Source organism: Ancylobacter sp. GW821-FHT10E12 (assembly GCF_058809335.1).
In genome coordinates this window covers 246,343-271,756 of record NZ_JBXASN010000007.1, presented here as the reverse complement: position 1 = coordinate 271,756, position 25,414 = coordinate 246,343, and the positions used below count along the sequence as shown (strand labels likewise).

Sequence of the window (25,414 nt, the reverse complement as noted above, 5' to 3'; positions counted from 1 at the left end):
ATGCTGTGGTTTTTCTGGTACAGCTGGGTGGGCTCGAACCACCGACCTCCGGTTCCACAGACCGGCGCTCTAACCAACTGAGCTACAGCTGCATGCCAGAATGGCGCGGAACCTACTGGGGCGAAGGTCACTTTGCAAGACCGCCGAACCGCGAGGCGTAAAATCCTTGGGATAGAAGGGGCTGCCCGCCTCGCCGCGCCCGATCCGGCGTGGCACGCTTCCTGAATAAAGGCACGAGAGCATGGCAGTGGAGGCGGATGTGACGGATGAACGGGCGGGCGGCGGCAAGGGCGGCGGCGAGCGATCCGGCGATCTCGGCTCCTATCTCGATGCGGCGCTGGCGCTGGCCGGCCTGCCGCTGGAGCCGGAGCTGCGTCCGCGCGTGCTGATGCACCTGGAAACCGCGCTCGGCATGGGCGCGCTGGTGCTCGACTTCGCGCTCCCCGACGAGGCGGAGCCCGCGCCGGTGTACCGGCCATGAGCGCTACCGATTTCTCGACCATCGCCGACCTCGCGGCCGGTCCGGCGCTCGCCATCGCCGACGCGGTGCGCAGCGGCCGGGTCAGCGCCCGCGCCATTTGCGAGGCGGCGCTCGCACGCATCGAGGCGGTCGACCCGAGGCTCAACGCCTTCACCCATGTCACGGCGGTGCGGGCGCTGGCCGAGGCGGAAGCGGTCGATACGGCGCGGGCGGCGGGCAAGGCCCTCGGCCCGCTCGCCGGCGTGCCCTATGCGGTGAAGAACCTGTTCGATCTCAAGGGCCTGGCGACGCTTGCCGGCTCGAAGATCAACAGGGACCGGGACCCGGCGCCGCGCGACGCCACGCTGGTCGAGCGCATGAGCGCGGCGGGAGCGGTCTGCGTCGGCGCGCTGAACATGGGCGAATATGCCTATGATTTCACCGGCGAGAACATCCATGCCGGCAATTCCCGCAACCCGCACGATCTCGGCCACATGTCCGGCGGTTCCTCCGGCGGCTCGGGGTCTGCGGTCGGCGGCAAGCTGGTGCCGCTCTCGCTCGGCTCCGACACCAACGGCTCGATCCGCGTGCCGTCCTCCTTCTGCGGCATTTTCGGGCTGAAGCCGACCTATGGACGGCTGTCGCGGGCGCGCACCTTTCCCTTCGTGGCGAGCCTCGACCATCTCGGCCCCTTCGCCCGCAACGTCGCCGACCTCGCCGCCACCTATGACGCGCTTACCGGCCCGGACGCCGAAGATCCCGGCCTCGCCGACATGCCGGCGTCGCCGACGTTGCCGGAACTGATGCGCGGCGCCGAGGGCTTGCGCGTCGCCGTGCTCGGCGGCTGGTTCGCCCGCCAGGGCACGGAGCAGGCCTATGACGCGGTCCTCCGCGCCGCCGCCGCGCTCGGTGCCACGCGGACGGTGGAGCTGCCGGAGGTCGAGCGGGCGCGGGCCAGCGCCTATCTCATCACCATGGCGGAAGGGGCGGCGCTGCATCGCGAGCGGCTGCGCGACCGGCCGCACGATTTCGACCCGGCGGTGCGCGAGCGGCTGCTTGCCGGCGCGGCGCTGCCGGCCGGGCTGGTGGTGAAGGCGCAGAATTTCCGCCGCTGGTTCCATGATCGGGCCCTGGAACTGTTCGCCGCGTTCGATGTGCTGATCGCGCCGGCGACCCCGGTGCCGGCACCGCGCAGCGGGCAGGCGACCTTCGTGCTCGACGGCAGGGAGATGCTGGTGCGCCCGAATATCGGCATCTACACCCAGCCGATCTCCTTCATCGGCCTGCCGGTGGCCGCAGCACCGATTCCCGGCGGCGGGCCGCTGCCGATCGCGGTGCAGCTGATCGCGGCGCCGTGGCGCGAGGATCTGGCATTGCGCGCGGCGCGGGTGCTGGAAGCGGCCGGTGTCGCCTATGCACCCGAGCCGGCGGTGTAAGGGCGGGGGCGACGGCCGGATGTGGCCGGCGCGGGCTCCGCGTCTCAATCCCGCCGGAACACCAGATTGGCGATGAAGCCGACGGCCAGCGCGCCGAGCATGGTGACGAGGCCATAAAGCAGCGCGTGTTCCTGCGCGGCGGTGGCGACCGTCTGTTCGAAATCGACCTTCGTCACCTCCAGCGGCAGCTGGCCGCGGGCGACGAGCTCGCCGTTCTGGAACAGCTTCACCTGCACCTCGTAGGCGCCGATCGGCGCGATGCCGGGGATCGGGATCACGGTGCGAAAGACATGCGGGGCGATGAATTCGACCGCCGCGATGCGCTCGAAATACAGGCCCTGCGCCTGCTTCACCCGCAGGAAGGCCTGCCGGAACGGATCGTCCGGCACCACGTCGGCATAGTCCGAGCCGACGCGCTGCAGCAGGCGGTTATTGGTGAAGCCCGCCTGTTCCTGCCGCAGCGTATCGGCGTCGGCCATCAGCGCCGGCTCGCGGCTGCTCAGCACCGCGAGATAGGAGGGGGCGGCGAGGAAGGAGCGGCTCTCGACATTGGTCCACAGGCCGAAGCGGCGCGCCTTGCGCCAGGTGACGAAGCTCTCGTTCGGCCCGCGCACGGTGACGACGACGTCCTGCGGCGCACTGCCGTCGGTATTGGCCGGCGCTACGCCGAACAGTACCAGGCTGTCGCCGGAAAAGCTGGAGGCGATGGTCACCCGCGCCTTGGAGAGCGACAGGACCAGTCCTTGCCCAAGCGCCGGGATTGGCCCAAGCGCCGGGGTGTGCCCAAGCTCCGCGGCTGGTCCTTGCGCCGCCGCCTGCCCCTGCGCCGCGACTTGTTCCTGCGCACTGCCCGGCGCGGCGCCGAGGGCCAGCGCCGCGAGGCCGAAGAACAGCAGGGCGAGCCTGTGTCTCACCGCCGCGCCTCGTCGATGGTGACGGCATAGAGGTCGGCCGGTTGCCTGATCTGGTCGACGGCGACGCGCAGCCCGACGCCCAGCACCAGCAGGCCGAGCAGCAGCCGCAGATTCTCCGCCTTCATGGTCTGGCCGGCACGGGCGCCGAACTGGGCGCCGATGGTGCCGCCGACCATCAGCACCAGCCCCAGCACCGCATCCACCGTCTGGTTGAGCGCGGCGTGCATCACGATGGCCGCCGCCATGGTGACGAGGGTGAGCATGAGCGAGGTGGCGACCGAGGTCAGGGTGGGCACGCGCAGCAGATAGATCAGTGCCGGCACCAGCAGGAAGCCGCCGCCGATACCCATCAGGGCGCCGAGCAGGCCGATGCAAAAGCCGATGACCACCACCGGGATCACCGAGACATAGATGCGCGACTGGCGGAAGCGCATCTTGAACGGCATGCGCAGGAACCACGGATGCGCGCCCGGCCGGCGCACCTGCGCCTTGCCGCCGCGCCAGTTGCGGATGAGCGCGCGCAGGCTCTCGATCACCATCAGCGTGCCGATGGTGCCGAGCAGCACGATGTAGGAAACCGCGATGAACAGATCGAGCTGGCCGAAGCGCCGCATCAGCATGAACAGAAGCACGCCGGTGAGCGTGCCGGTGAGGCCGCCGGCCAGCAGCACCATCCCGAGCTGCACGTCGACCAGCTTTCGCCGCATGTAGTTGAGCGTGCCGGACAGCGAGGAGGCGGCCATATGGGTCGACACGCTCGCCACCGCCACGGCCGGCGCGACGCCGAGGAAGATGAGCAGCGGCGTCATCAGGAAGCCGCCGCCAACCCCGAACATGCCGGAGATGAAGCCCACCGCGATCCCCATGGCGAGGAGGGTGAAGATGTTCACCGGCAATTCGGCGATTGGCAGATAGATGGTCACGCGCGTCGGTTCCCGCATCGGGGGGAGGGGCCGTGCCCTCCGCTTAGCAGAATTCCGCTAACAGGTGATGAGCGCGGATGCGGGGCGGCAATGGGGAGAGACGGCGGCGCGCGCTCGCGCGGCGGTGCCGACCCTCGGTGCGGCGGTTGCGAAGCCGGCGACGGGGTGCGGATCCTGCCGAGCGTCCAATAAGTCGATATTGTTTCGATCCAAGTAATATTTTGCACTGCAATGTATTATATATTATTTCACGGAATTTATTGGCTTCGTGACGCTTTAATTTCGCAAGGTAATGGTAATACTAATTGGCGGAACGGGCCCGGACGTGGCCCGAATGCCTGGGAGGATGTTCCATGACCACAAGACGGACCCGCGGACGCCGTATGTCGGCGCTGCTGACCTCGACCATGCTTGCCGGCGCGTTGCTTCTCGCAGCTCCCCCCGGGGCGGCGCTGGCGCAAGCGACCGACAATCTGGAGAAGCTGTCGAACTTCCAGGCGACCGGCACGCCGCTGGAAATGGTGACGGTGCCGCAGGACGGCCCGCGTGTCGCCGCCTTCAACAAGACGCTGGCGGGCATCAAGCTGCCGGACGGCTTCAAGATCGCCCTCTACGCCATCGTGCCGGATGCGCGCGAGATGGCGGTGGGGCCGACCACCGGCGTCGTCTTCGTCGGCACCCGCAAGACCAAGGTCTGGGCGGTGACCGACCGCGACAAGGATCGCGTCGCCGACGAGGTGAAACCCTTCGCGCCGTCGATCCAGATGAAGGTGCCGCACGGCGTGTGCTTCAGCAAGGACGGCTTCCTGTTCGTCGCCGAGCAGAACCGGGTGCTGCTGTTCCCCGCGGCCGAATATTTCTACGAAGGGCCGGACGTCGCCGCCTTCGTGGTGGTGAAGCAGGGCGAGCTGATTCCGAAGGAGGAGGAATCCTACAATCACACCGCCCGCGTCTGCCGGATCGGGCCGGACGACAAGCTCTACATAACGCTTGGCCAGCCCTTCAACGTGTTCGCGCCGGAAAAATACGACCTCTACCAGAAGATCGGCATCGGCGGCATCGTGCGCTTGGACCGCGACGGCAAGAATCGCGAGGTTTACGCTTGGGGCATCCGCAATTCCGTCGGCATGGATTTCAACCCGCGCGACAAGCTGCTCTGGTTCACCGACAACCAGGTGGACGGCATGGGCGACGACATTCCGCCCGGCGAAATCAACCGTGCCGAGAGGGCCGGGCAGACCTTCGGCTTCCCCTATTATGGCGGCGGATCGGTACGGACCGCCGAATACAAGGACAAGACGCCGCCGGCGGATTCGGTGAAGCCGCAGGTCGAGACGGTGGCGCACGCCGCCGATCTCGGCATGACCTTCTACACCGGCTCGCAATTCCCGGCGAAATATCGCGGCGGCATCTTCTCGGTGCAGCACGGCTCGTGGAACCGCACCGTGCCGGTGGGCGCGCGGGTGCTGTTCACCGAGCTGAAGGAGGACGGCACCGCCGGCAGGAGCGAGCCCTTCGCCGAAGGCTGGCTGACGCCGAACGGCGAGTATCTCGGCCGGCCGGCATCGGTGGCGCAGCTCAATGACGGCTCCCTGCTGGTATCGGACGATACATCGGGGGCGATCTACCGCATCTCCTACGGTCAGTGAGTTCCGATCCTTCCGGCCGCGGCGGCATCGACCCGTCGCGGCCTTCTCCCGAAATCACGCATGGATGAGTTGATGAAGCGGACGTGGAGCCTGCCGCTGGCGGCGGTGGCGAGTCTTGCGGCTACCTGCCTCGCCGGCGCACCGGCGCGTGCCGGCGACGCGGCGGCGGGACGCGCCAAGGCGGCGCAGCAATGCGCCGTCTGCCATGGGGCGAACGGAATGTCCCAGCACCCGGAGGCGCCCAACCTCGCCGGTCAGGTGGAGATGTATCTTGCCAAGGGGCTGGAGGAGTTTCGTTCCGGCAAGCGGGTGAACGAGATGATGACCGTCGTCAGCAAGGAGCTGAGCGACGACGACATCGCCAATTTCGCCGCCTGGTACAACTCGATCGAGGTCAGCGTGCAGCCGCCGCCCTGAGCCGGTACTGGGCCAGCAGCGCCACCAGCAGGGCGGCGAGCCCGCGCAGCATGCGGGCGGGGGCAAGCGGGCCGCCACGGCGTGGACGCGGGACATGCACGAAGACGGCAAGGCGCTGGCGAGCCTCGCGTCGTGCCCAGCCATAGGCGCGCCAGCTCAAGGCGTTGCACACGTAGCCGCCGGCATCGCGCGACAGCCGGGCGGGCAGGCCGGCGGATTTCAGCGCGTGCAGCAGCGGCAGGGGGTCGACCGGGCAACCCCGCAAGGCCGCCGCGCCGGGCTCGAAGCGCGGCGCCGGCGGTCGGCGGCGGGCCGCATCGGGATGCAGCCGGGTGCGGTTGCGGCCGACGATCTCGACGCACAGCTCCCGGCGGCGGGCGGCGAGGCCGATCATCAGCACGATGTCGGGCGCCAGCGCGTCGAGCGCTGCCGGGAAGCCGGCCGCCTCCTCCCACAGCGTCGGCAGGATGCGCACGCTGCGCCGCGTGTCGGACAGCGCCGGCCGCCGCACCCGCCCCAGGGCGCGGGCGAGGCTGGCGGCGGGATTGGCCGGCGCGCCGGGGAACGGGCCGAAGCCGGTGATCAGGATATGCGGGGCGTCCGCCGCACTCATCCGCGCGGCACGCGCGACGCCAGCGCCGAGGCGAGCGCGTCCTCGAGCTGGGCGAGCTGGAACGGCTTCGACAGCAGCGGCCGGCTACGCCAGGGCTCGGAGATCGCCTCGTCGTCATAGCCGGTGGAGAACACCACCGGAATGCCCTGTCCGGCGGCCGCCTGGGCGACATCGTAGCTCGCGATGCCACCGAGATTGAGATCGAGCAGGGCGATGTCGATGTCTTCGTGGCGTTTGGCGACGAAATCGAGCGCGTCGGGCAGGTGCTTGGCACTGCCGATCACCACGGCGCCGAGCTCCTCGACCATCGCTTCGATCATCAGGGCGACCAGTGGCTCGTCCTCGACGATGAAGACGCTTCGTCCGGCGAGCATGCCCCGTTGTTCCATTTCCCCGCCCACTGCCTCGACCGGTCCATTCTTAAGCCCGGATCGCCTTCGCTTATACGCCGGAGTCGACATTTCGGATCGATTCCTCGATTGGAGTTTGCAATAGGGCTTTTTTGGAGGCCGGATCCTACAGGCCGAGCCGTGCCGCGATGCGCGCGGCCCCGAGGCCGGGGGCGAGCCGGCCGGCCGCGACCTCGCCGGAGATCGCCGGCACCTCGCTCCGCAGGCCGGGATCGGAGCGGATGGCGTCGCGGATGCGCTCATCAAGCAGCGCCCACATCCACTTCACCTGCTGGGCGCTGCGCCGCGCCGCGAGGGCACCGGCCTGACGCGACCGCTCGCGGTGCCGCTCCACCTGCGCCCACAATTCATCGAGCCCGGCGCCGGTGAGACCGGAATAGGCCAGCACCGGCGTCGACCAGTGCGGCTCGCGCGCACCCAGCACATGCAGCGCCGCGCGATATTCGGCGGCGGCGCCGCGGGCACGGTTCATGTTGTCGCCATCGGCCTTGTTCACCGCGACGATGTCGGCGAGCTCCAGGATGCCCTTCTTCAGCCCCTGCAATTCGTCGCCGGCGCCGGGCAGCATCAGCACCAGGAAGGTGTCGGTCATGTCGGCGACGGCGGTCTCGGACTGGCCGACGCCGACGGTCTCCACCAGCACCACGTCGTAGCCTGCCGCCTCGCACAGCAGCATGGTCTCGCGGGTGCGGGCGGCGACGCCGCCGAGCGTGCCGGCGGAAGGGGAGGGGCGCACGAAGGCGCGCTGGTCGATCGACAGCCGCGCCATGCGGGTCTTGTCGCCGAGGATCGAGCCGCCGGTGCGTGTCGAGGACGGATCCACCGCAAGCACCGCGACGCGATGGCCCTTCTCCAGCAACAGGGCGCCGAGCGAATCGATGGTGGTCGACTTGCCGACGCCGGGCACGCCGGTAATGCCGACCCGCATGGCGTCGCCGGTGAACGGCAGCAGCGCCTGGAGCAGGTCTTCGGCGAGCTGCCGGTGGGCGTGCTTGCGCGATTCGACCAGCGTTATCGCCCGCGCGAGCACCGCCCGGCGCCCGGCGCGCACGCCGTCGACCAGTTCGTCGAGCGAGGGGAGAAGGGCCGGAGCGTGGATCAAAACCGAAGCCTGCGCGTTGACGCCGCGATGCTAGCAGCCGGAACCGTGCCTGACGAGGCGCGGCATACCAGCGATCAAACGGAGATGAACGCCATGAACTGGGACCGTATCGAAGGTAACTGGAAGCAGATCAAGGGTCAGGTTCGCCAGCAATGGGGCAAGCTGACCGACGACGACCTCGACCGCATGCAGGGCAAGCGCCAGGAGCTCGAAGGCGTGCTGCAGGAGCGCTACGGCATCGCCAAGGACGAGGCCAAGCGCCAGGTCGACGAATGGAGCGGCCGTTTCCGCATGTGATCGGGCCTGCGGTCGCTCCCTCGCCTCGCGAGGGCGGACATCGCGTCATTACGGCCGGGCCTGTCCCGGCCGTTTCGCTTCGGCGGCCTGCGGATCAGCTATGGGCAAAGTCCCAGTAGAGTTCGCGCGCCCGGCGGAAAACCGGGCCCGGCTGCAATTCGCGATCCTCGATGCGGGTGATCGGCGACACCTTCGAGTAGTTGCCGGTGGTGAACAGCTCATCCGCGGCCTTGAAGTCCTCCCAGCGCAGCGTCGCCTCGGAGACCGGGAGACCGGCCTCGCGCATCAGGCCGATGGTGCGGGTGCGGGTGATGCCGGCGAGGAAGGTGCCGTTCGCGGCCGGGGTCAGCGCCACGCCGTCCTTCACCATGAAGATGTTGGCGGTGGCGAGCTCGGCGACGTTGCCGAGGAAATCGCACAGCACGGCATTATCGAACCCACGGGAATTGGCCTCCACCAGCGCCCGGCTGTTATTGGGATAGAGCGCGCCGGCCTTGGCGTCGGTGACCGCGCATTCGATGGTCGGGCGGCGGAACGGCGACAAAGTGATCGAGGTGCCGCGTCCGGGCTGCGGCATCGGCGCCTCGTAGATGCTGAGGCACCAGCGGGTCGATTCCGGGTCGGCATCCACCGTGCGCGGGCCGGGCAGCTCCGCCCAGTACATCGGGCGGATATAGAGCGCGGCATCCGGCGCGAAATGCCCGAGGCCTTCGGCGGTGAGCTCCATCCAGCGCTCGACCGACACTTTCGCCTTCAGCCCCATCGCGAGCGCCGAGCGGTTGACGCGGGCGCAGTGCAGGTCGAGGTCGGGCGTCACCCCCTCAAACGCGCGGGCGCCGTCGAACACCGAGGTGCCGAGCCAGGCGGCATGGGTGCGCACGCCCATGATTGGCACGTTGCCCTCGTGCCACGCGCCATCGAGGAAGGTCCAGGTCTGCGACCAGCTGCCGGTCATCTCACGCACTCCCGAAGATCAGACGAGGTCGCAACATAGCGAAAGACGGACGAGGCGGGCGGCAACACGCCTCGTCCTTTTGGCGGAAGACATGTGGCCAATGCTCACGCCGCCAGCGCGGCGAGGATGCGGACCCAGGAACGGATGCCCTTGTGGAACGAGGCGAGGTCGTATTTCTCGTTCGGCGAGTGGATGCGGTCGTCGTCGAGGGCGAAGCCGACCAGCAGCGTGTCCTGGCCGAGCGTCTTCTTGAAATGGCCGACGATGGGGATCGAGCCGCCGGCGCCGATGACGACGGCGGGCTTGCCCCATTCGTCGGCCAGCGCGGCGGTCGCCTTGGCGAGGTTCGGATTGTCGTGCGAGACGGCGACGGCGGGGGAGCCCTCGCCGCCGAGGAACGCCACCGAGCAGTCGGCCGGAATGAGGGAGCGCACGAAGGCGCGCACCACATCACGCACATGGATGGGATCCTGACCCGCCACGAGGCGGCAGGAGATCTTGGCGGTGGCGATGGAGGGGATCACCGTCTTGGTGCCGTCGCCGGTATAGCCGCCCCACAGGCCGTTGACCTCGAAGGTGGGGCGGGAGGTGGTCATCTCCACCAGCGAACGGCCCTTCTCGCCGATCGGCTGCGACAGGCCGATCGGGCCGAGGAAGCTCTCGGGCGTGAGGCCGAGCGCGTTCCATTGCGCCTTCACTTCGTCCGGCGGCTCGGCGACGCCGTCATAGAAGCCGGGAATGGCGATGTGCCCGTCCGGCCCGTGCACGCTCGCGATGATCTTCGACAGCACATGCAGCGGATTGGCCGCCGCGCCGCCATAATAGCCCGAGTGCAGGTCGCGATTGGCGCAGGTGACGACGATCTCGTCATGCATCAGCCCGCGCAGCGACACGGTGATCGCCGGCGTCTTCGCGTCCCACATGCTGGTGTCGCAGACGAGGGCGAGGTCGGCCTTCAACTCGTCCTTGTGGGCGGCGAGGAAGGGCGGCAGGTTGCCGGAGCCGTTCTCCTCCTCGCCCTCCACCATGACGGTGACGTCGACGGGCAGGGTGCCGGTGACCTTGAGATAGGCGCGGCACGCCTCGACGAAGGTCATGATCTGACCCTTGTCGTCCGACGAGCCGCGGGCGACGATCCGCTTCACGCCGCCGGCGCTCTCGACCACCTTCGGCTCGAAGGGCGGATTGTCCCACAGGTTCAGCGGGTCGACCGGCTGCACGTCGTAATGGCCGTAGAACAGCACGCGCTGCGCGGCTCCAAGGCTCGACGTCGCGGTGACGATGGGGTGGCCGGGCGTGTCGTTCAGCTTCGTCGCGAGGCCGAGGCCGGCGAGATCGTCGGCGAGCCACTGGCCGGCCTTGCGGCAGTCTTCGGCATAGGCGCGGTCGGTCGAGATCGAGGGGATGCGCAGGAAGGCGAACAGGCGATCGAGGCTGGCGTCGAGATCGGCATCCACCGCTGCGAGGACGCGGTCGAGATCACTCATGGTTCAATAACTCACTTGCGGCGGGGGGTGGGCTTGGCGCCCGTGAAGTCGTCGAAGATCTGCCCGAAAGCGTCGCCCGAGCTCGCGCTCCGCGACGAGGTGCTCGGCGAGGAGGTCGCGGAGACCGCGCGGGTGGCGCGCGAGCGGCCGCCGAGCACGTTGCGCAGGATCGCCTTGGTCACCTGATTGGTGACCTCGCGCGTGACCTGGCGGGCCACCTGCTCGCCGACGCTCATGCGTCCGCGCGACGGCGTGCCGAAAATGCCGCCGAGCACGTCGCTGAGCCAGCCGCCGCCCGACGCGGCGCCGGCCTCGGTGGGAGCGGGAGTCGGCGCGGCGGATTTTTCGGGGGCGGCTTCCGGCGTGGTCGCTTCCGCGCGCTTGGCCAGCATCTCGAAGGCGGATTCGCGGTCGAGCGTCTCGTCATAGGCGCCCTTGAGCGGGCTCTTGTCCATGAGGGCCCGGCGTTCCTCCGGCGTGATCGGCCCGACCCGGCTGACGGGCGGGCAGATGAGAGTACGCTCGACGATGGAGGGCGTGCCATTGCCCTCGAGCGTCGAGACCAGCGCCTCGCCCTTGCCGAGCTCGGTGATCACCTGGGCGGTGTTCAGCGCCGGATTCGGGCGGAATGTGTCGGCCGCCGCCTTCACCGCCTTCTGGTCGCGCGGGGTGAAGGCGCGCAGCGCGTGCTGCACCCGGTTGCCGAGCTGGGCGAGCACGGTCTCGGGCACGTCGAGCGGGTTCTGGGTGACGAAATAGACGCCCACCCCCTTGGAGCGGATCAGCCGCACCACCTGCTCGACCTTCTGCAGCAGCGCCCTCGGCGCTTCGTCGAACAGCAGATGCGCCTCGTCGAAGAAGAACACCACCTTCGGCTTGTCGGGATCGCCGACTTCGGGAAGCTCCTCGAACAGCTCCGAGAGTAGCCACAGCAGGAAGGAGGCGTAGAGCTGCGGCGCACCCATCAGCTTGTCGGCGGCGAGGATGTTGATGGTGCCGTAGCCGGAGCGGCGGTCGACGCGCATCAGGTCGGCGATAGCGAGCGCCGGTTCGCCGAAGAACTTGTCGGCGCCCTGGTTCTCCAGCACCAGCAGCGCGCGCTGGATGGCGCCGACGGTGGCCGGCGAGACATTGCCATAGGTGGTCGTCAGCTTGGCGGCGTTCTCGGCGACGAAGGCGAGCATCGCCCGCAGGTCCTTCAGGTCGAGCAGCAGCAGGCCGTTTTCGTCGGCGACGCGGAAGACGACGTTGAGCACGCCTTCCTGCACGTCGTTGAGGTTCATCAGCCGCGCCAGCAGCAGCGGCCCCATCTCGGTGACGGTGGCACGGATCGGGTGCCCCTGCTCGCCGAACAGGTCCCAGAACACCACCGGGAATTCATCCGCCGCGTAGTCGACGCCGATCTCGGCGCAGCGCTTGAGGATCCATTCCTGCCCCTCGCCCGGCATGGCGACGCCGGACAGGTCGCCCTTGATGTCGGCCGCGAAGACCGGCACGCCGGCGCGCGAAAAACCTTCGGCCAGCGTCTGCAGCGTCACCGTCTTGCCGGTGCCGGTGGCGCCGGTGGCGAGGCCGTGGCGGTTGGCGAGTTTCAGGGTGAGGTATTCGGGCTTGTCGGAGCGCCCGACAAAGATCTTGCCGTCGACATCCCCGGTCATGGTGTTCTCCCCGCGCGGATTCGTCGCCGCCTATAGAGCGCGGGGGCAGGCGGTTCGGCAAGCGGGGCCTGCACACATTGTCGGGCTCCGGCTCGGATGTCTTGCATTCGCCGGCCCGCCGCGCGATTTGATGATGGAATGCGAGTGCCGCCCATGTCCGCTCCAACGATGTCCGCACCAACGATGCCCGTTTCGCCCGACCATCCGCTGCCGCCTCCGGCCCGGACGTCCTTCGACGCCCGCGGCCGCCGGCTCGATTATGCCAGCCGCACGCTGATCATGGGCATCGTCAACGTCACGCCGGATTCCTTTTCCGACGGCGGCCGCAGCGCGGCGGCGGGGGATGCGGTGATCAATGCCCGCAAGCTGGTGGCGGATGGGGCCGATATCCTCGACATCGGCGGGGAATCGACGCGGCCCGGCCATACGCCGGTGACCGCCGAGGAGGAGTTGAACCGGGTGCTGCCGGCGCTGTCCGACATCGTCGATATCGGCGTGCCGGTATCCATCGACACCCAGAAGGCGCGGGTGGCGGACGCGGCGCTGAAGCGGGGCGTCGGCATCGTCAACGACATATGGGGCCTGATGGGCGACCCGGACATGGCGCGCGTCGCCGCCGCCTACGAGGCCGGCGTGGTGGTGATGCACAACCGCGCCAGCGTCGACCCGGCGATCGACATCATCGCCGACATGCTGGCCTTCTTCGACAAGGCGCTGGAGCGGGCGGCGCGCGCGGGCATCCGTTCCGACCGCATCTGCCTTGATCCGGGCATCGGCTTCGGCAAGAGCTTCGAGCAGAACCTCACCGCGCTGGCGCGGCTGAAGGAGATCGGCCGGCTCGGCTTCCCGCTGCTGCTCGGCACTTCGCGCAAGTCGCTGATCGGCAAGGTGGTCGCCGCGACCCCGGCCGAGCGTCTGCCGGGCACCATCGCTTCCAACGTGATCGGGATTCTGGCGGGCTGTGCCATGATCCGGGTGCATGACGTCGCCGAGCATGTGCAGGCGGCGCGGGTGACGGAGGCAATCAAGGGTGCCGCCTGAATTCTTCATCCGCCGGCCGCGCCGGGTCGAGAAACGCATCGCCTATCTCTGCCTCGGCTCCAATCTCGGCGACCGGGCGGAGACCATGGCGAAGGCGGTGGGGCTGATCGCCCGCACCGGGGGCGTGACGATCCTGAAGCGCTCCTCGCTCTACGAGACGCCGCCCTGGGGGCCGGTGCCGCAGGGACCCTATCTCAATCTCGTCGTCGCCATCGAGACCGAGCTGTCGGCGCGCGAGCTCCTGCACATGCTGCTCGGCGTCGAGCACGCCTTCGGGCGCGACCGCACGCGCGAGACGCGGTTCGGGCCGCGCACCATCGATATCGACATCCTGCTGTTCGGCGACTCGACGATCGACGAGCCGGACCTCGAAATCCCGCATCCGCGGATGATGGAGCGGGCTTTCGCGCTGCTGCCGCTCGCCGAGATCGCTCCCGATCTCGCGGTGGCGGGGGTGCCGATCCGCGACGCGTTGGCCGGGCTCGACGCAACCGGCATCGTGCAGGTCGCCGAGGCGGTGGCTTGAGACCGGAAAGGGCGACGGATCGCTCCGCCGCCCTCCCGGTGTCGTCCCGACATGCCGCGCAACGCGACTCAGCGGCAGACCTGGACGTCCTGGTAGTAGGGGCGGCCATGGCGCCCGTAGAAGGTCTGGGTCTCGATCCAGCAGCGCGGGCGACGGTGGCGATATTCCGGCTGGTAGCCCTGGGCATAGGCCGGCCGGTAGCCGCCGCCATAGCCCGGGCCAGGACCGTAGCCGGGGCCGGGACCGTAGCCATAGCCCGGGCCGGGGCGATAGGCCGGGGGCGGCGCATAATAGTCGCTGGCCGCGGAGGCGACGAGGCCGCCAACCACGAGGCCGCCGATGACGCCGGCGGCGACGGCGGCGCCATTGTTGTTGCCCGCCTGCGAGGGAGTGGGAAGAGCGCTGGCCAGAGCGACGCCCGCGAGGGCGACCGCGGCGATCTTGGTGCTGTGAGCGAAGCGGCTCATGACGTCCTCTTGTGTCTCGGTTTCGGCCGGGGATCGACCGTCTATGGAGAAGACACTAGGCCGGGACGTTCGAACCCAAACTGAACCCGCTGTTGCAAAAGGTTCATCAAACTGAACGCATTCCATCGGGTCCGTTCATTTAGCGTTCATGCCGGGCAGCAGGAGGCATAGGGGTGGCTGACTACGACAGCGAAGGATTGATCGCCGCCTGGGCCTTCGACGGGGCGGGCGGCGCGCGTCGGCTCGGCTGGGCGGATATTCGCGGCGGGTGCGAGCTCGGCCCGAGCGGCTTCATCTGGATCAATCTCCAGCTCCTGGAGCGCCGCCAGCTGCCCTGGCTGCAGAACGACGCCGGCATCGAGCCCGGCATCGCCGATTCGCTGACGGCCGAGGAAACCAGGCCGCGCTGCATGCTGTTCGACAGCGGCGCCTTCCTCAACCTGCGCGGCATCAACCTGATGCCCTATTCGCTGCCGGACGAGATGCACTCCATCCGCTTCTGGGTGGAGCCGAACCGCATCATCTCGGTGCGCACTCGCCCGCTCTCGGCGGTGGGCGATTTCGAGGACGCGCTGGCGCGCGGGCGGGTGCCGCGCACGCCGGGCGAGTTCATCGCCGACCTGTCGCTGCGCCTGGTCGATCGCATGGACACGGTGATCACCGCGCTTGCCGAGCAGGCCGACGAACTGGAGGAGACGGTGTGGAACCTGACCCTCGCGACGCTGAGCCCCAAAGTGTCGGAGGTGCGGCGCGTCGCCATCCTGCTGCGCCGCTACATCGCGCCGCAGCGCGAGGCGCTGAATCATTTTTCGATCGAGGACGCCGCCTGGCTGTCCGGGCGCGACCGCAACCGATTGCGCGAGGCGGCCGACCGGGTGACGCGATTCGCCGAGGAACTCGATTCGGTGCGCGATCGCGCCGCGGTGATCCACGACCAGATGGTGGAACGGCGGGCCGAGCAGATGAACCGCTCCATGCTGATCCTGGCGGTGGTGACGGTGGTGTTCGCGCCGCTCACCCTGATGACCGGCCTGATGGGGATGAATGTCGGCGGGATTCCGGGATCGGACGATCCGGGCGGGTTCTGGACCGTCACCGTGCTGGCAAGCCTGGCCGGCATCGCCATGGCCGTCGGCCTGTTCCGCTGGGCGCGCTGGATCTGACGGCGCGGTTCCATCCGCAAAAATTGAACCGCTGCCCCGCCTCGATGAATGTAGAATGGCGGTCGCGGGCATGCGGCCGGGGGCCGATCGGGAGGCGGAGATGCATGGCGGAGTGGTTCTGCTGGCGGGCGCGCTTGGCGTCGTTCTGGGGGCCGGCACCGCATCGGCCTATGAATTCACCGGCGCCTTTCCGGGCGGCAATTGTGCGGTGATGGTGCAGGCCATTCCGGCCTCGAGGCTCTGGTACGGTCATTTCACCGGCCAGCGCCAATGGGGAACCTTCGAGGAGAAAATCCAGACCCGCACCGTGGAGGGCTGCTTCAAGAGCAGTGCCGAGTGCGACAACTGGCTTTATCAGTGGCGCTCGACCTTCCAGTACAATTTCTGGAACGACTATTGCGTGCGGAGCAACCAGCCCAGGCCGCGCCGGCCCTATGCCGGCTGAAGCGGCAGGCGGGGGCGAGGTCACGAAAAAGGCGCCGGCCCGGCAGGCCGACGCCTTCGTCGCTGTCAGGCACGCAGGTGTCAGACGGCCTTGGAATACAGTTCGGCGACGTAGTCCCAGTTCACCAGGCTCTCGACGAAGGCCTTGAGATAGTCCGGGCGACGGTTGCGGTAGTCGATATAGTAGGAGTGCTCCCACACGTCGACGCCGAGGATCGGGGTGGCGCCGGAGATCAGCGGGCTCTCGCCGTTCGGCGACTTCAGGACGGCGAGCTTGCCGTCCTTCACCGCCAGCCACGCCCAGCCGGAGCCGAACTGGGTGACGCCGGCCTGGATGAAGTCTTCCTTGAACTTCTCGACCGAGCCGATGTCCTCGATGATCTTCTTCTCGAGCTCACCGGGGATGGCGCCGCCACCGTTCGGCTTCATCCAGTTCCAGAAGTGCAGGTGGTTGTAGTGCTGGCCGGCATTGTTGAACAGGCCGGGATTCTTGCCGTAGGAGCCCTTGACGATCTCCTCGAGCGACTTGCCCTCGAACTCGGTGCCCTTCAGCAGGTTGTTGCCGTTGTTCACATAGGCGAGGTGATGCTTGTCGTGGTGATACTCCAGCGTTTCGCGCGACATGTAGGGCGCGAGGGCGTCGTAGGAATAAGGCAGATCGGGAAGCGTGAAGGACATCGACTCTGTCTCCGCAATAGGAAATTCGGCTGGACCGCCTCGGGAGTCCGAGCTGGGAGCTCCAACTCCGGGCGGCTTCCTCCCAAAGGTGCGTGCGCACCGAAAAGAGATAGACGGTGATTAGATAGGTCGGTCCGCGTCCCGGGACAACTGAAAGCCACGGAGGCCCCGCATTTCCCTGGAATGAATTTCCATCGGCGCCGCCGAAGCCTCTCTGCAGCCATATTGGAGGGCTCTCGGAAGCAAAGCCGCTTGGTTATTGGGGCAAGCTTCCGTAAAAGCCATGCGGGACGTAAGTTTGCAGGGGAGGAGGGCTGGTCGCGAATCAGCCCGGCGGAGTTTTTCTATGGGTGCAATCATCATTGGCATCGGTCTGGTGGTCGGCGCGATCGGCGTCGGTCTCGGGCTGATCGGCGTGCAGTCCCTGGCACAACCTTCCGGGACCCCGTTCGTCATCGTCGGCGCCATCGGTTTCGTCGGAGGACTGCTGCTCGTCGCGCTGGGCTTCGTCCACCGGGCTCTGGTCAACATCGCCGATAAGCTCGATGGCGTCGTCCATGTCGAGGCAGACGATTATTACGAGGCGGAGCATCGCGACAGCGGACGCCTCGCTCCGGTCGACGAGGAACTGGCGCGCCACCAGCCGGCCGCGATGCCGACCTTCGAGACGCTGCCTACCGTGACCAAGCCTGTCGAGGTTGCGCCGGTCGAGGCCAAGCCCAAGGCGGTCGAGCCGTCCTTCGCGGCGCCGATCCCGGCATCTCCGCTTCCGCCGCCGCCCCCGGTCTCGCCGGCTCCCGAGCCGGAGAAGGAGGCTTCGGGCGGGCTTCCCTCCTGGTTCCGCCGCAAGCGCGAGCCCGAGGCCGCGCCGGCCGCGCCGACATTGCCGGATTTCGATCTGCCCGCGCTGGAGCTCTCCGACCTGCTCACGCCGCCCGCGATGCCGACGGAGCCCAAGCCGGTGGCAGCAAAGCTGCCGGACGCCAAGCCCGCGGCGCCCAAGGCACCTGAGCCGAAGCCGGCTCCGGTCGAGCCCAAGCCGGCACCGGCGCACGAGCCGGTATTCCGCGAGCCGCGGATGCCGGACTTGCGCGCGCCGTCTTCGCGGCCGGCGGAACCGAAAACGGCCGAGCCCAAATTCGTCGAGCCGAAGGTCGCCATGCCGAAGCCGGCGGAGCCGCGTGCGCCCGAGCCGGTGCGGCCGCCGCCGCCCGTGCGCGAGGAGCCTCCCGCGCCGTTCGATCCGATCGCGGATGTGGCCGATGCCGGTCCCGGCGCGCCGCCGGCTTTCCTGCGGGTCTCCGACCTGGTCGAGGAAGCGGGGGACGAGCCGCTGGCGCCGGAAGTCACCGTGCTTAAGGCCGGCGTCATCGGCGGCATGGCCTACAAGCTGTTCTCGGACGGCTCGATCGAGGCCGACCTGCCGGACGGCACGCTGCGCTTCGGTTCGCTGCAGGAACTGCGCGACCATGTCTCGGGCGCTGCCGCCAGCCAAGGCTGACGTCGGATCGTTACGTGGACGGAGAAAAACGGGCGTCGTGGCGAAAGCCCGACGTCCGTTTCATTTGCGGGAAGCCTCAGTCCGCGGGCGCGTTCACCCGAGCGACGGCCAGCGCGAAGGCATAGACCAGCGCCGTCTCCTCCAGTCGGTCGAACCGGCCGGCGGCGCCGCCATGACCGGCATCCATATTGGTCTTCAGGATCAGCGGCGCATCGTTGGTGCGGGTGGCGCGCAGCTTCGCCACCCATTTCGCCGGCTCCCAATAGGTGACGCGCGGGTCGGTGAGGCCGGCAAGGGCCAATATGGCCGGATAGTCCTTCGCCGCCACGTTGTCATAGGGCGAATAGGAACGGATGAAGCGGAAGGCATCCGGGTCGGTGATCGGATTGCCCCATTCCGGCCATTCCGGCGGGGTGAGCGGCAGCGTGTCGTCGAGCATGGTGGCGAGCACGTCGACGAAGGGGACCTCTGCCACTATGCCCTTGAAGCGGTCCGGCCGCAGATTGGCGATCGCGCCCATCAGCATGCCGCCGGCCGAGCCGCCATGCGCGACGATGCGGTCGGGTGCGACGACGCGCTCGGCCACGAGGTGATCGGCCACGGTGATGAAGTCGTGGAAGGTGTTGGTCTTCTTCGACAGCTTGCCGTCGAGATACCAGCGCCAGCCCTTCTCGGTGCCGCCGCGTATATGGGCGATGGCATAGACGACGCCGCGGTCGACCAGCGACAGCCGCGAGGTGGAGAAGCCGGCGGGGATGGAGATGCCATAGGCGCCGTAGCCATAGAGCAGGCAGGGCGCGGTGCCGTCGAGCGGCGTGTCGCGGGCGAAAAGCAGCGAGATCGGCACGCGCTCGCCATCCGCCGTCTCCGCCATCAGCCGGCGGGTGACATAGCGCGCCGGATCGTGGCCGGAGGGCACTTCCTGGCGCTTGCGCAGCACGCGCTCGCGCGAGGCGACATCGTAGTCCCACACCTCGGCGGGCGTGGTCATGGAGGAATAGGTGAAGCGGATCAGTGTCTTGTCGAAGCCGTGCCCTAGGTCGACGCCGAGCGAATAGGCCTCTTCCGCGAAGGCCACCGCATGTTCGGCGCCGTCCGCCAGCGCGCGCACCACGAGGCGCGGCAGGCCGTCCTCGCGCTCCAGCCGCACCAGATGGCCGCGCAGCACGCCGTGCGACAGGACGAAGCGGCCGCGGCGATGCGGAACGAGGTCGCGCCAGTTCGCCCGGCCGGAATCTGCGAGGGGAGCGACGGCGATCTTGAAGTCCTCGGCGCCATCGGCATTGGTCAGCAGCACCAGCGTCTCGGCGCCGTCGAGCGCGGGATGATGCTCGACGTCATAGCGCATGCCGGGCGTGCGCGGCTCGACGAGGCGCGGCGGCGCCAGCGGATCGGCGAGGTCGATCAAATGGACTTCGCTGGTGTCGTGGTCGCCGCAGGAGATCAGGCCGAAGCGTTCGGACTGGGTGCGGCCGAGCGAGACGAAGAAGCCCTTGTCCGGCTCCTCATAGACCAGCATGTCGGCGGACGGATCGCTGCCGAGCAAATGGCGGTAGACGAAGCTCGGCCGGTGCTCCTCGTCGCGGCGGATATAGAAGAGGTGACGCCCATCGGCGCTCCACAGCACGTCGCCGGTCGTCTCGTCGATGACATCGGCGAGATCGACGCCGCCGGCAACGTCGCGCAGGCGCAGCGTGTAATATTCCGATCCGGCGGTGTCGGCGGTCCAGGCGACGAGGCGATGGTCGGGCGACGGCTGGATATCGCCGAAGCTGAAATAGGCCGGTTCCGCCCCGAGCGCATCGCCGTCCAGCAGCAGCTCCTCGGCGCCGCCGGCGGCGGGAATCCGGCAATAGAGCGGATGCTGCCCGCCCTCGCGGAAGCGGGTGTAGTAGGCGAAGGGACCATCGACCGACGGCACGGAGGAATCGTCCTCCTTGATGCGCCCGCGCATCTCCGCCACCAATGTCCGGCACAACCCGGCATAGGGTGCAAACCAGGTATCCGCCGCCGCGTTCTCGGCCGTCAGGTGGGCGCGGATGTCGGGGGCGAGCACCGATGGATCACGCATCACCTCGCGCCAATTCTCGGCGCGCAGCCAGGCGTAGGGATCGCTCAGCGTTTCACCGTGAAACCGGCGGACCAGCGGGGCATGGGCGTCGGCATCACGGGCATCGGCCGGACGGTCAGCGCTCACCGGCGGGCTCTTCGCTGGCGGGCGCCTCATCGGCGCGGAAGGTGAGGGCGACGCCGTTCATGCAGTAGCGCAGGCCGGTCGGCCGGGGACCGTCGGGAAAGACGTGGCCGAGATGGGCATCGCAGCTGGCGCAGCGGATCTCGATACGGTGCATGCCGTGGGAATGATCGTGAATGGCGCTGACCGCGTCCTTGGAGACCGGCTGGAAGAAGCTCGGCCAGCCGGTCCCGGATTCGAACTTGGCGGCGGAATGGAACAGCTTCTCGCCGCAGCACACGCAGCTATAGGTGCCGGGCTCCTTCTGCGACAGGTGCGGGCCGGAGAAGGCGCATTCGGTGCCATGGCCGCGCGTGACGCGGAACTGCTCGGGGGTGAGCAGCGCGCGCCACTCGGCCTCCGTCTTCACGACCTTCGGGTGGTGGGCGGTGTCGGCCATATCGAGCTTTCCCTGCTGAACGGCGCTGAGATAGGTGCCGGAGGGCCGTTCTTCAAGTCTGGATGCCGCCCCAGCATCCGACGTTTCGAAATTCCGACGATACGATACCTTAGGTGAATAAAATTTCATGAAAAGTCCCTCGATTTGAGGGTATATTGAAATTCAAACGGCCCTTTTGGCCGCGGTTCGACGCGCGGACGCTCAGTTGAGCGAGGGGCGTTTCACCGTTGACGGGCGCAAACACATGCGCGATCTCACAAATAGATTATTGGAATTCGAAAGTTCTTGATGTCGATCAAAAACAACATTATTTAAAAGGTTAGACACGCACATGGCTTCAGAGCGTCGCATGGATTCGACGTCGAGCCGATGTTGCAATGGATGGACAGCCGGCGATTCTTCTGCCGCTAGTATGACAAAGAACGACTCATGGGCGAAAATACTGACATCGAAAAATATATTGAGCTCGCCGCGGACATCGTGTCCGCTTATGTCAGCAACAATGCGGTTATGTCGAATGACTTGCCGGCGCTAATCGGCGACGTCCACGCGGCGCTTCACTCGCTCGGCAAGGTCGAGGAAGAGCCGGCGGTTGAGCCGCTCAAGCCGGCGGTGTCGGTGAAGAAGTCGATCTCGCCTGACTTTATCATCTGCCTCGAGGACGGCAAGAAGTTCAAGTCGCTCAAGCGCCACCTGCGCACCCAGTACGGCATGACGCCGGAACAGTATCGCGAGAAGTGGGGCCTGCCGGCCGACTATCCGATGGTGGCCCCGAACTACGCGGCCGCGCGCTCGGAGCTTGCCAAGCAGATGGGTCTCGGCCAGCAGCGTCGCCGCGGCACCCGCTGAACGCAGCCTGCAAGGCGGCACCTTCCGCGTTCGATCGTCAGTATCAAAGGCCGCCGCGCTTTGCGCCGCGGCCTTTTTGCATTGTGCCCATCGTCTCCGCGGCGAGGCGGTTCAGGGCCGCGTGGCGGGTCGCATCGTAGCCGATGCCCGACAGGGCCGCGCGCCGCTCGCTGCGCAGCAATCGCGCGAGGCGGGCCCGGCGTTCGGCGGCGCTGGACCCAAGCAAGGGTCGTAATGCGGTGACCCGCTCGGCGATCGCCTCGGCCGGATGATGGCTGCGCATCGCGCGAATGACTGCTCTTCTAGGTTGTGTCGCTTGCATCGGAAGGCTCCGCCCGTTCGTCCGCCACTATGCAGCGACCGCCGATGATGCGGATAGAATTCCTATGAAGTGGCCCATTTAGGCCGCCGAACGTATTGAAAATCAACATGAATGGCCATGGAAGGCTCGATCTTGCGGAATACACGATAAAAGTGTAGGTTTAAATTCCTGCAATCAAGAGTATGTTTCATGCCATATCCCTCTTCTCAGGCGGCCGTCGAGCCGATCGGGCGTCCCTGCCTCGTGGCGGCGCGCCTCGCGGCCGAAATCGCCGACCTGCCCCTTCATGAAGTGCTGCATGCCCACCGCCGGGGCCGCGCCAGCGCCACTGCGCGGGCGCTCGCCATGTATCTCGCCCATGTCGGCCTCGGCGAGCCGGTGGCACGGGTGGCGCGGGATTTCGGGCGGCATCGCTCCACCGTCGCCCATGCCTGCCGCCGGATCGAGGAGTGGCGCGACGACGCCGGCTGGGATGCCTGGGTCGAGGGACTCGAGCGGCGCCTGCGCGGCGAGACGGAGGCCGGTCATGTCGGGTGACAAGTCGGCCGAGCGCATCGTCGAGCGGCTGGAGATCGTCATCGAGGGCCAGAGCACCTGGGTGGAGGTCGACATCACCGAGAGCCCTCTCGCCTGGCTGGCGCGGCGACGCGGCCGCGATGGGCGAGCCTTCATCGATGCGATGCAGCTGATGGCCGGCGAGCGGCTGCGGGCGGATTTCACCCGCGCGCAGATGATGCCGCGCACCACCGCCGACTGGAGCGGCAGCGGCCGCGCGCCGGGCCGGCACGGCTCCCGGCCGGGGCTCGATGCGTCCGAGGCGGTGCTTGCCGCCAAGCAGCGGGTCGCGCGGGCCATGGAGGCGGTGGGGCCGGAATTCTCCGGCATGCTGCTCGACGTATGCTGCTTCCTGAAGGGGATGGAGCGGGTGGAGCAGGAGCGCGGCTGGCCGCTGCGCACCGGCAAGGTGGTGCTCGGCCTCGCCCTCGACCGGCTGGCGCGGCACTACGGCCTGTCGCGCGAAATCAAGGGACCCGCGCGAGCCCCGATGCGCAGCTGGGTCGCGCCGCCGGAGCGATCGGAACGCTCAGGCAGTGACTAGAGCCCGTTTCGCAAAATTGAACGGATGCTGCGGGGAGATTATTCCCCAGCCTGTTGAATCCGGGAGTCCTTTCCCATCGATGGCAGGAATTTACCTGATCGACAGGGGCTCCAGCGCAAGGCGGGCGTCGGCGCGAATGCGCTCGACCATGGAGCGCAGGCCGTTCGAACGTTGCGGCGTGAGATGGTCGCGCAGCCCGATCCGGTCGAAAACCGTCGCCGGGTCGACGGCGAGAATGTCGCGCGCGGGCTTGCCCGAATAGAGCGCCAGAAGGATGGCGATGAGGCCACGCACGATATGGGCGTCCGAATCGCCGAGGAAAGTGAGGTGCTGGCCGGCCGATCCCGCCTCGATGCCGCTCACCAGCCATACCTGGCTGGCGCAGCCCTGCACCTTGGTGGCGTCGGAACGCTCAGCCTCGGGAAAAGGCGGCAGCTTGCGACCGAGCTCGATCAGGTAACGGTAGCGGTCGTCCCAGCTGTCGAGCAGCTCGAAGTCGTCGATGATGTCGTCGATGCGCATGGCCATGTCGATGTGCCCTTGAAAGGCGCATATAGGGATGCGATGCCCTCCGGCGCAATGGTGCGGCGTCAGCTTGGCCGGCGCGGCGGCGTCGGAACGCCGGGCGCCATGGGGCTGGAGGCCGGGTTTGCGGCTGCCGGCGTGGCAGGGGAGGCCGCCGACGTGGCGTCCGCACGATTGCCGGTCCCCGGAGGTGCGGGGGCCTGCCAGGCCGGGCTGAGATCGTGGGCGGTGAGCGTGTCCCCGGCGGGATTGGCGGCGGCGCGATCGGCGACCTTGCGTTTTTGCGCCGCGATCTGGTCGCCGATATAGCCGAGGAGCAGCCGCCCCCCGGCCTCCGCGCGGGTGCCGAGCAGGGTGACGATCTCGCTGCCGATGGCACAGGCTTGCGGCTGGCGGCTGCAGAAACTGCCGGCGTCGGACATCGCGGAAGTGGCGGCAGACAGGGCCTGCAGCGCGTCGACCTTGGCCGATGCCACTCCCTCCGTCCTCGACGGCTGCGTATCCGGTACGGACGGCAGCAGAAGCAGCACGACGGTCAGCCAGAACCCGATACGCAGAAGGAAGAACATTGCCGTTTCTCATCTCCCCGACAGGCGCCGTCAGCGTCCCTCGCACGCCCTTCTTCTCGCCGATCTTCGTGCATAATAGCGGGCAGACGTTGCGCAACCGGTGTCGCAATCGCGCAAAATCAGCCGATCGCGGAAAGCCGGTGTTAAGTACGTCGACGCCATAGTCGTCATGCAGCGGCGCCGGACCATGGCGTCGTCGGGGTGCCGGCCGGGATGACCGGCCGCGGGGGGAGTACGGGATGCCGCGATCTTATGCGAGCGATCTTCTCGTCGACGGGATCGATCTCGGCGCGCAGCGCAGTCTGGTCGTGCCCGAGCGTGTGCCGCACCGGCGGTCGGATTTGTTCATGGTCGTGGTGGCGGCCGCCGCAAGCGCCGCCGTGCTCGCCAATGCCTTCGTGTTCCAGGATGGTCGCCGCGTCGGGACCTCGACGCCGCTTCCGGTCCCCGCTCCGGCTTCGACCCGGCCGATGAGCGGCGCGCCTCCCGTGGCGTCCTCGATGCCGGCGAGCGAGGCCGCCCCGGCGATGCCCGCCTCCGCTCCGGTTCCGCTGGCGGCCGCGACCCCGCTACCGCCGGCCAAGCCAGCCGGCAAGCCGCCGGCGCCCAAGCCGGTTGCCAAGGCCGAGACCGGCGGGATCGCCGGACTGGCGACGCAGGCGAACGCACCGGCGCCCGCTGCCCCGGTATCCGCCGCGCCGGTCCGCCCGCCCGCCGATATCGCGGTGTCGGCGCGGATGCTTGAAGTGCAGAAGGCACTGGCCCGTCTCGGCTATGGACCCATCCGCATCGACGGCCGCAGCAGCGACGCGACGAAGGATGCGATCGAACGCTTCGAGCGCGACCGCCGCCTGCCGGTGACCGGCCAGCTCTCCGACCGGCTGGTGCGCGAATTGAACGCCGTCGCCGGCTTCTCCATCCAATAGGGGCGCGCCATGCGCCTCAAGAGTGCGATCTGGGTTTCCGCCCTGATCCGGCGCGCCAACGGCGCGGGGGCGTTCGCCGCCGTCCGCCGTCGCGGGGCCGAAGAGGCGGGCGCCGTCTTCGTGAAGGTGGCGACGCAGGACGGGAACGCCGCGCTCTACGGACCGGCGCCGCCCTCCTTCGACGACGAGCCGAGCCCGGAACGACGGTTCGTCGTGCTGGTGCCGCCCGGCCGGCCGGAGAGCGAGGCCGAGGAGCGGATGGGCAAGGAAATCCGCTTCGATCCCGACTTGTGGTTCGTCGAGCTTGAGGATCGCGACGGGCGCAGCTTCCTCGACCTCGCCTGATCGCC

General features: G+C 68.1%; 30 protein-coding genes and 1 tRNA gene. 15 read left to right on the top strand and 16 right to left on the bottom strand.

What is annotated here, in order from left to right; genetic code table 11:
* Positions 1-15 precede the first annotated feature (15 nt).
* Positions 16-92: transfer RNA gene (locus AC1RU4_RS12050), tRNA-His, on the bottom strand.
* A 167-nt stretch (positions 93-259) separates the two neighbouring features.
* Between AC1RU4_RS12050 and AC1RU4_RS12045 the strand changes: the two genes are divergently transcribed.
* The gene (locus tag AC1RU4_RS12045; RefSeq protein ID WP_492891328.1) at positions 260-481 is read left to right on the top strand and encodes a DUF4089 domain-containing protein; all 222 of its coding nucleotides are present in this window, start codon (positions 260-262) and stop codon (positions 479-481) included.
* Complete coding sequence (locus tag AC1RU4_RS12040) at positions 478-1,896, top strand: AtzE family amidohydrolase (RefSeq protein ID WP_492891327.1); 1,419 nt, start codon at positions 478-480, stop codon at positions 1,894-1,896. Before AC1RU4_RS12045 ends, AC1RU4_RS12040 begins: the two co-directional genes overlap by 4 nt.
* A gap of 44 nt (positions 1,897-1,940) precedes the next feature.
* Here the strand turns inward: AC1RU4_RS12040 and AC1RU4_RS12035 are convergent, their stop codons facing one another.
* Together AC1RU4_RS12035 and AC1RU4_RS12030 are read right to left on the bottom strand one after the other, a co-directional pair.
* Positions 1,941-2,810, bottom strand: coding sequence for a TIGR02186 family protein (locus tag AC1RU4_RS12035; protein WP_492891326.1), 870 nt, complete (start codon positions 2,808-2,810; stop codon positions 1,941-1,943).
* Positions 2,807-3,733, bottom strand: coding sequence for a sulfite exporter TauE/SafE family protein (locus AC1RU4_RS12030; RefSeq protein WP_492891325.1), 927 nt, complete (start codon positions 3,731-3,733; stop codon positions 2,807-2,809). Before AC1RU4_RS12030 ends, AC1RU4_RS12035 begins: the two co-directional genes overlap by 4 nt.
* A 383-nt stretch (positions 3,734-4,116) precedes the next feature.
* Here AC1RU4_RS12030 and AC1RU4_RS12025 point away from each other — a divergent pair, with 383 nt between their 5' ends.
* Entirely contained in the window at positions 4,117-5,382 is a 1,266-nt protein-coding gene (locus tag AC1RU4_RS12025) for a PQQ-dependent sugar dehydrogenase (protein ID WP_492891354.1), read from the top strand.
* Between the two features lie 60 nt (positions 5,383-5,442).
* A complete protein-coding gene (locus AC1RU4_RS12020) occupies positions 5,443-5,799 on the top strand; it encodes a c-type cytochrome (protein ID WP_492891324.1) in 357 nt (118 codons plus the stop codon).
* Here AC1RU4_RS12020 and AC1RU4_RS12015 read toward each other — a convergent pair.
* From AC1RU4_RS12015 to meaB, 3 genes are all read right to left on the bottom strand, one after another.
* Entirely contained in the window at positions 5,777-6,412 is a 636-nt protein-coding gene (locus AC1RU4_RS12015; protein WP_492891323.1) for a pyroglutamyl-peptidase I, read from the bottom strand. The two genes, AC1RU4_RS12020 and AC1RU4_RS12015, sit on opposite strands and share 23 nt — an antisense overlap.
* A complete protein-coding gene (locus AC1RU4_RS12010) occupies positions 6,409-6,786 on the bottom strand; it encodes a response regulator (RefSeq protein ID WP_492891322.1) in 378 nt (125 codons plus the stop codon). The genes AC1RU4_RS12015 and AC1RU4_RS12010 overlap by 4 nt, the downstream gene beginning before the upstream one ends.
* A gap of 142 nt (positions 6,787-6,928) precedes the next feature.
* Positions 6,929-7,924 carry a methylmalonyl Co-A mutase-associated GTPase MeaB gene (gene meaB, locus AC1RU4_RS12005; protein ID WP_492891321.1) on the bottom strand — a complete coding sequence of 332 codons (996 nt, stop codon included), beginning with the start codon at positions 7,922-7,924 and terminating at the stop codon, positions 6,929-6,931.
* Between the two features lie 93 nt (positions 7,925-8,017).
* On the opposite strand from meaB, the gene AC1RU4_RS12000 reads away from it, so the two are divergent.
* Entirely contained in the window at positions 8,018-8,221 is a 204-nt protein-coding gene (locus AC1RU4_RS12000) for a CsbD family protein (RefSeq protein WP_492891320.1), read from the top strand.
* Positions 8,222-8,315: 94 nt separating this feature from the next.
* On the opposite strand, the gene AC1RU4_RS11995 is transcribed toward AC1RU4_RS12000, so the two are convergent.
* The 3 genes from AC1RU4_RS11995 to AC1RU4_RS11985 form a co-directional block, all read right to left on the bottom strand.
* Positions 8,316-9,176: a branched-chain amino acid aminotransferase gene (locus AC1RU4_RS11995; protein ID WP_492891319.1), complete on the bottom strand. Its 861-nt coding sequence runs from the start codon at positions 9,174-9,176 to the stop codon at positions 8,316-8,318.
* A gap of 104 nt (positions 9,177-9,280) precedes the next feature.
* Complete coding sequence (locus tag AC1RU4_RS11990) at positions 9,281-10,663, bottom strand: dipeptidase (protein WP_492891318.1); 1,383 nt, start codon at positions 10,661-10,663, stop codon at positions 9,281-9,283.
* An 11-nt stretch (positions 10,664-10,674) separates the two neighbouring features.
* Entirely contained in the window at positions 10,675-12,321 is a 1,647-nt protein-coding gene (locus AC1RU4_RS11985; RefSeq protein ID WP_492891317.1) for a helicase HerA-like domain-containing protein, read from the bottom strand.
* Positions 12,322-12,504: 183 nt separating this feature from the next.
* Between AC1RU4_RS11985 and folP the strand changes: the two genes are divergently transcribed.
* Complete coding sequence (gene folP, locus AC1RU4_RS11980) at positions 12,505-13,362, top strand: dihydropteroate synthase (RefSeq protein ID WP_492891316.1); 858 nt, start codon at positions 12,505-12,507, stop codon at positions 13,360-13,362.
* Positions 13,352-13,888, top strand: coding sequence for a 2-amino-4-hydroxy-6-hydroxymethyldihydropteridine diphosphokinase (folK, locus tag AC1RU4_RS11975; protein WP_492891315.1), 537 nt, complete (start codon positions 13,352-13,354; stop codon positions 13,886-13,888). The genes folP and folK overlap by 11 nt, the downstream gene beginning before the upstream one ends.
* Positions 13,889-13,956: 68 nt before the next feature.
* On the opposite strand, the gene AC1RU4_RS11970 is transcribed toward folK, so the two are convergent.
* Entirely contained in the window at positions 13,957-14,355 is a 399-nt protein-coding gene (locus AC1RU4_RS11970; RefSeq protein WP_492891314.1) for a hypothetical protein, read from the bottom strand.
* Between the two features lie 173 nt (positions 14,356-14,528).
* On the opposite strand from AC1RU4_RS11970, the gene AC1RU4_RS11965 reads away from it, so the two are divergent.
* Both AC1RU4_RS11965 and AC1RU4_RS11960 read left to right on the top strand, forming a co-directional pair.
* Entirely contained in the window at positions 14,529-15,518 is a 990-nt protein-coding gene (locus AC1RU4_RS11965) for a zinc transporter ZntB (RefSeq protein WP_492891313.1), read from the top strand.
* Positions 15,519-15,573: 55 nt separating this feature from the next.
* Positions 15,574-15,963, top strand: coding sequence for a hypothetical protein (locus AC1RU4_RS11960; RefSeq protein WP_492891312.1), 390 nt, complete (start codon positions 15,574-15,576; stop codon positions 15,961-15,963).
* 80 nt (positions 15,964-16,043) lie between these two features.
* Here the strand turns inward: AC1RU4_RS11960 and AC1RU4_RS11955 are convergent, their stop codons facing one another.
* On the bottom strand, positions 16,044-16,640 hold the full coding sequence (locus AC1RU4_RS11955) for a superoxide dismutase (RefSeq protein WP_492891311.1): 597 nt from the start codon (positions 16,638-16,640) through the stop codon (positions 16,044-16,046).
* A gap of 346 nt (positions 16,641-16,986) precedes the next feature.
* Between AC1RU4_RS11955 and AC1RU4_RS11950 the strand changes: the two genes are divergently transcribed.
* The gene (locus AC1RU4_RS11950) at positions 16,987-18,141 is read left to right on the top strand and encodes a hypothetical protein (protein WP_492891310.1); all 1,155 of its coding nucleotides are present in this window, start codon (positions 16,987-16,989) and stop codon (positions 18,139-18,141) included.
* 76 nt (positions 18,142-18,217) lie between these two features.
* On the opposite strand, the gene AC1RU4_RS11945 is transcribed toward AC1RU4_RS11950, so the two are convergent.
* Both AC1RU4_RS11945 and msrB read right to left on the bottom strand, forming a co-directional pair.
* Positions 18,218-20,368: a S9 family peptidase gene (locus AC1RU4_RS11945; RefSeq protein WP_492891309.1), complete on the bottom strand. Its 2,151-nt coding sequence runs from the start codon at positions 20,366-20,368 to the stop codon at positions 18,218-18,220.
* Positions 20,328-20,774: a peptide-methionine (R)-S-oxide reductase MsrB gene (gene msrB / locus AC1RU4_RS11940; protein WP_492891308.1), complete on the bottom strand. Its 447-nt coding sequence runs from the start codon at positions 20,772-20,774 to the stop codon at positions 20,328-20,330. The genes AC1RU4_RS11945 and msrB overlap by 41 nt, the downstream gene beginning before the upstream one ends.
* Positions 20,775-21,203: 429 nt before the next feature.
* Between msrB and AC1RU4_RS11935 the strand changes: the two genes are divergently transcribed.
* Entirely contained in the window at positions 21,204-21,623 is a 420-nt protein-coding gene (locus AC1RU4_RS11935) for a Ros/MucR family transcriptional regulator (RefSeq protein WP_492891307.1), read from the top strand.
* Between the two features lie 43 nt (positions 21,624-21,666).
* On the opposite strand, the gene AC1RU4_RS11930 is transcribed toward AC1RU4_RS11935, so the two are convergent.
* The gene (locus AC1RU4_RS11930) at positions 21,667-21,945 is read right to left on the bottom strand and encodes a hypothetical protein (protein ID WP_492891306.1); all 279 of its coding nucleotides are present in this window, start codon (positions 21,943-21,945) and stop codon (positions 21,667-21,669) included.
* A 189-nt stretch (positions 21,946-22,134) separates the two neighbouring features.
* Here AC1RU4_RS11930 and AC1RU4_RS11925 point away from each other — a divergent pair, with 189 nt between their 5' ends.
* Together AC1RU4_RS11925 and AC1RU4_RS11920 are read left to right on the top strand one after the other, a co-directional pair.
* The gene (locus AC1RU4_RS11925; RefSeq protein ID WP_492891305.1) at positions 22,135-22,482 is read left to right on the top strand and encodes a helix-turn-helix domain-containing protein; all 348 of its coding nucleotides are present in this window, start codon (positions 22,135-22,137) and stop codon (positions 22,480-22,482) included.
* Positions 22,472-23,044 (top strand): DUF6456 domain-containing protein, encoded by a 573-nt coding sequence (locus AC1RU4_RS11920; protein ID WP_492891304.1) that lies wholly within the window; start codon positions 22,472-22,474, stop codon positions 23,042-23,044. The genes AC1RU4_RS11925 and AC1RU4_RS11920 overlap by 11 nt, the downstream gene beginning before the upstream one ends.
* 90 nt (positions 23,045-23,134) lie before the next feature.
* Here the strand turns inward: AC1RU4_RS11920 and AC1RU4_RS11915 are convergent, their stop codons facing one another.
* Positions 23,135-23,572 carry a SufE family protein gene (locus tag AC1RU4_RS11915; protein ID WP_492891303.1) on the bottom strand — a complete coding sequence of 146 codons (438 nt, stop codon included), beginning with the start codon at positions 23,570-23,572 and terminating at the stop codon, positions 23,135-23,137.
* Positions 23,573-23,634: 62 nt separating this feature from the next.
* Positions 23,635-24,138, bottom strand: a complete 504-nt coding sequence (locus AC1RU4_RS11910) for a DUF5330 domain-containing protein (protein ID WP_492891302.1) — start codon at positions 24,136-24,138, stop codon at positions 23,635-23,637.
* A 239-nt stretch (positions 24,139-24,377) separates the two neighbouring features.
* Between AC1RU4_RS11910 and AC1RU4_RS11905 the strand changes: the two genes are divergently transcribed.
* Entirely contained in the window at positions 24,378-25,064 is a 687-nt protein-coding gene (locus tag AC1RU4_RS11905; protein WP_492891301.1) for a peptidoglycan-binding domain-containing protein, read from the top strand.
* 9 nt (positions 25,065-25,073) lie between these two features.
* Positions 25,074-25,409, top strand: coding sequence for a DUF1491 family protein (locus tag AC1RU4_RS11900; RefSeq protein WP_492891300.1), 336 nt, complete (start codon positions 25,074-25,076; stop codon positions 25,407-25,409).
* Positions 25,410-25,414 lie beyond the last annotated feature (5 nt).